Annotated in this window: 5 protein-coding genes; 2 read left to right on the top strand and 3 right to left on the bottom strand. The window is 54.5% G+C overall.

Annotation, left to right across the window (positions count from 1 at the left end; translation table 11 throughout):
* Positions 1-378: iron ABC transporter permease (locus tag ED901_RS08545; RefSeq protein ID WP_162997830.1), on the top strand; the 378-nt coding region annotated here is incomplete at its 5' end.
* Positions 371-1,159: a heme ABC transporter ATP-binding protein gene (locus ED901_RS08550; protein WP_056773505.1), complete on the top strand. Its 789-nt coding sequence runs from the start codon at positions 371-373 to the stop codon at positions 1,157-1,159. The genes ED901_RS08545 and ED901_RS08550, both read left to right, overlap by 8 nt.
* Before the next feature lie 22 nt (positions 1,160-1,181).
* Here the strand turns inward: ED901_RS08550 and ED901_RS08555 are convergent, their stop codons facing one another.
* The 3 genes from ED901_RS08555 to ED901_RS08565 form a co-directional block, all read right to left on the bottom strand.
* Positions 1,182-2,636, bottom strand: coding sequence for a YdiU family protein (locus tag ED901_RS08555; RefSeq protein ID WP_122095595.1), 1,455 nt, complete (start codon positions 2,634-2,636; stop codon positions 1,182-1,184).
* 140 nt (positions 2,637-2,776) lie between these two features.
* Positions 2,777-3,505 (bottom strand): EAL domain-containing protein, encoded by a 729-nt coding sequence (locus ED901_RS08560; protein WP_122095596.1) that lies wholly within the window; start codon positions 3,503-3,505, stop codon positions 2,777-2,779.
* A gap of 326 nt (positions 3,506-3,831) precedes the next feature.
* The coding region (locus ED901_RS08565) for a lipoate protein ligase C-terminal domain-containing protein (RefSeq protein ID WP_305775598.1) at positions 3,832-4,313 on the bottom strand (482 nt) is incomplete at its 5' end.

Below are 4,313 nucleotides of genomic sequence, written 5' to 3' on the forward strand. Positions count from 1 at the left end.
TTCATGTCCCGCCGTCTTAATATTTTGCAACTGGGCGAAGAGGATGCGCATTACCTCGGCGTCAATGTTCGCCGGACGCAGTTGCAATTGCTGCTTCTCAGCGCGCTGCTGGTCGGTGCCGCGGTGGCGGTATCAGGCGTGATTGGTTTTATCGGACTGGTGATCCCGCATTTGCTGCGTATGCGCATCGGTGCCGATCATCGCTGGCTGCTGCCGGGTTCGGCGATGGCGGGTGCCTGCCTGCTTTTACTGGCCGACACGCTGGCCCGCACACTGGTGGCACCGGCAGAAATGCCGGTCGGGTTGATCACCAGTATCATCGGCGGCCCTTACTTTTTATGGCTGATTCTTCGCCCTGGAGTACCGCGTAATGTCTGATTTTTCCTCCGCCCTGGTGGCAGAAAATCTGGTGTACGCCGTTGAAGGCCGCCGGTTAATTGACGATGTGTCGCTCAGTCTGCACAGCGGCGAAATGGTGGCGCTGATTGGCCCTAACGGTGCCGGAAAATCGACACTGATGCGCATGCTGACCGGCTATCTGGCACCGCAAAAAGGCCGTTGTACCTTGCAGGGAAAAGCGCTGACAGAGTGGCCCGCGCAGGAACTGGCGCGTACCCGTGCGGTAATGCGCCAGAACAGTACGCTGGCGTTTGGTTTCAGTGTGCGGGAGGTGCTGACGCTCGGGCGGTCGCCGCATGGTCAGCTGAATATGCAGCAGGCGCTGAACGACGTCATGGCGCAAACCGGTTGTCTGAATCTGGCGGATCGTGATTATCGTCATCTGTCAGGCGGCGAACAGCAGCGCGTCCAGCTGGCCCGCGTACTGATTCAACTCTGGCAGCCCGACCCTTCACCGCGCTGGTTGTTTCTGGACGAACCGACATCGGCACTGGATTTGTATCATCAGCAACATGCGCTGCGCCTGTTACGCCAGCTGACGCAGCAGACGCCGCTGTCCGTGTGCTGCGTGCTGCATGATCTGAATCTGGCGGCGCTGTATGCCGACAGGATCATTTTGCTGCACAGCGGCAGAGTGGTCGCCAGCGGAACACCTGCCGCAGTATTGAGCGAGGAGACATTGAGCCGCTGGTATCAGGCAGATTTGAACGTCTGCCCGCATCCGGAAACGGCGTTACCACAGGTCTTTCTGCGGCAGTAAATCTGCCCGCAGAGATTGCGGGTCAGCTTGAGCAGGAAATTTCCAGATGTTTGCCCCAGTCAGGCGGCAGTACGGTCAGATGATCGTACTGCGGATCGTCACCGTACGGATCCTGCAATGCCTGATGTAACGCCGTCAGTGCACTGATATCGTCCACTTCCGCCAGTTCAATGGCCTGCTGTGCCAGGTAATTACGCAGAATGATGCGCGGATTACTCAATTTCATTGCCTGCTGACGGGTGGCGTCGTCCACACCCTCTTCCTGCAAACGCTGACGATAACTCTGGTACCAGCTGTCAAACGCCGCGCGGTCAATAAACGCATCGCGCAGCGGCGACGTGGCCTGTTGCTGCTCAACCTGGCTGAGCAACCGGAAAGTTTGCGTGAAATCCCTGCCCTCTTTTTCCATCAGACTCAGCAACCCGGTGAGCAGATTGTTGTCCTGCTTATTCTCGGTAAAGAACCCAAGTTTGCCCCGCATCAGCGTGCCGTAGGCTTTCATCAGCGCTGGCTCATACCCGCTCAGCGCGGCCTGCAACTGTTCGGTGCTCATCAGCCCGGACAAGGTCTGCGCCAGCCGGTGAAGATTCCAGTACGCGACTGCCGGCTGATTATCGTAACTGTAACGCCCCTGATGATCCGAGTGATTACAAATGTAACCCGGCTGGTAATCGTCAAGGAAACCGTAGGGGCCATAATCCATCGTCAGCCCGAGAATCGACATATTGTCGGTGTTCATCACGCCGTGCGCGAACCCCACACTTTGCCACCGGGCAACCATTTCCGCCGTTCGCTTCACCACGTCGCTGAACCATTGCTGGTAGCGGCTTGCCGCCACGGGCTCATTTTCTGACAGCTGCGGCCAGTGATGAGCAATGACATAGTCGGCCAGCATTTTTACCTGTTCAGGTTGTTTGCGGTAATAGAAGTGCTCGAAGTGACCGAAGCGGATATGGCTTTCAGCTATGCGCATCAGCATAGCGCCGCGTTCAGGTTGCTCCCGAAATACCGGCTGATCGCTGGTGACGATCGTCAGCGCACGCGTGGTCGGAATGGACAAATGATGTAAGGCTTCGGAGGCCAGAAACTCACGGATGACGGAGCGCAACACTGCGCGGCCATCGCCCATGCGCGAATATGGCGTCAGCCCGGCGCCTTTCAGGTGCCAGTCAACACGTTTGCCGTCGGGCAACACCTGCTCTCCCAGCAAAATACCCCGGCCATCGCCCAGCTGCCCCGCCCACTGACCAAACTGGTGGCCGCTGTAGACCTGCGCCAGCGGCAACATGCCGGGGAAAAATGTCTCACCGCACCAGAATTCGCGGTGGGCATCATCGAAGAGCGTCTCTTCCAGCCCCAGCTCCCGCGCGAGTGGTGCGCTGTGATACAAGAGCCGCGCGCCCTTGAGCGGCGTGGGTGGCAAGGCAGTGTAAAATCCGTCCAGTTGATCGGCATAATGGTGTTCGAATAGCGGCATAAATCCCCCTTTTCTTTAGTGTAGAGCCGCCCTGCCGGGATTAACACGGAGTAAACGCAGGGAGATTGGTGTCGTGACATAAAAAATCCCGGCGCAGCAAGGCCTGGCCGGGATTGACTCATACTCATAAAGACGGACGATTAATGAAATTGGTCGGGCCTGATCAGCAGGCTGTCAAGTTGTTCCGGGTCTACGCCCGGCCACAACAAGCCTTTAAGGCCCTGAACGTCATTTTTACGTAAGGCATCAAAATAGTCCTGACTGTCCAGCCCATCCACCACAATGTTGCGGCAGAAACGGCTGACGTTTCTTAATAAAGAAGGCATAACGATGGTGAAATGCTCTCCCTCGTAAAGTTGCCAGAATAAGTTTTTATCCAGTTTTACCCATTTAAAAAGATGGTCGTAAACCGGTGTCATCGTGACGTTGCCTGAACCGAAATTATCCAGCCACAGCGTGAAATGTTGTTGCAGGGCGACCAGTTGCGGATTGTTCCGGCCTTGCGCAAGCTGCGGAAACGACTCGCTCAGATTCAGATGTACAAACGCATGGGCTTTAAAGGCATTTCGCAGCGGTTCATCCTCCAGCAGAATCGCCACCAGCCGCTCTTCAACACCGATATTTAAGATGACCTGGTTATCACTGAACCATTGCGCATGCTCAGTCGCCCAACGTTGCTGCTCATTGAGAAAACGTAACAGCTGGGCCTGTGACAGCAAATTCAGCACCAGTTCTGTCGGCATAGTTAACTTACTGTCTGTGCTGGAGAAGCGACAAATTAATTCAATCGCAAGCAATTTCCCCTGAACGGAATAAATTGGCTGACACAGGTAGCTGCTGTTAAAGGCCGTATCGAATTGTATTTTCATTATTTTCCAAAACTTCAACGGCACTGCGAGGTGATTACAGTCTTTCTTGTGTCGCGGTCAGAGCAAAAAATCATGTAATCCCGAGGTATTACCGGAAAGTGAAAAATTGAATATCAAAAAATAGTTTAGGACTAATCTTATTTCCATTATGTATAACGTGCAACTCCGTCTATATGCGGATAACGTTTTATGTGCAGGGGATCGGAGATCCCCACATTTTCACTGGTCCGGAGGCGGAAAAATGTCAATTTCGCTAATGGTTATAGTGTCTTATAAGATATTGCGCAAGCCTGGGAGAGTGCGTGACACCGCACTCTCCGGGCAGATTATTTAATGCATCTCACCAGCCAGGTATGAAGTTCCGCTAATTCTGAGCGGAAGGCCGGATACTGCTGAATAATTTTCTCGCACACCTCAGAGACATCCTGAGCGTTGTATCGCGTTCCGGTTAACTGCCCCGCCAGCGCCAGTAAAGGGGCCGGATTCAGGCTGTCGGTGAAAATTTGCGCCCGGCTGATGTCACCCTTTTCCACGTCAAAGTGAATATCCACGCCGCCCCAGACAAAACGCTCATTCAGTTCATGGCTGAACGCTGGCGCTTTACCGAAATTCCACTCCCAGCTGCTTTGCTTAGCGAAGCGCTCAGGAAAACCCGGTAAGTCAGGGAAAACGTCCGGTGAGATGATTTCAGGTTCCACCCGTGCGCCGTACCACTCAAAGAAAGCCTCAGCCACGGCGGTGCTGATTTGCTGATGGTCAATGCCGGGAACAAATTCATTCAGATTTGCCACGCGTGAACGCACCGAGG

The organism is Rahnella sp. Larv3_ips (assembly GCF_003697865.1).
In the GTDB taxonomy this organism is placed as follows: domain Bacteria; phylum Pseudomonadota; class Gammaproteobacteria; order Enterobacterales; family Enterobacteriaceae; genus Rahnella; species Rahnella rivi.

What these genes read in the sequence shown, in the direction of transcription:
- ED901_RS08555 (WP_122095595.1), bottom strand. Translation starts at nt 2,636, where the DNA reads ATGCCGCTATTCGAACACCATTATGCCGATCAACTGGACGGATTTTAC.
- ED901_RS08550 (WP_056773505.1), top strand. Translation starts at nt 371, where the DNA reads ATGTCTGATTTTTCCTCCGCCCTGGTGGCAGAAAATCTGGTGTACGCC.
- ED901_RS08560 (WP_122095596.1), bottom strand. Translation starts at nt 3,505, where the DNA reads ATGAAAATACAATTCGATACGGCCTTTAACAGCAGCTACCTGTGTCAG.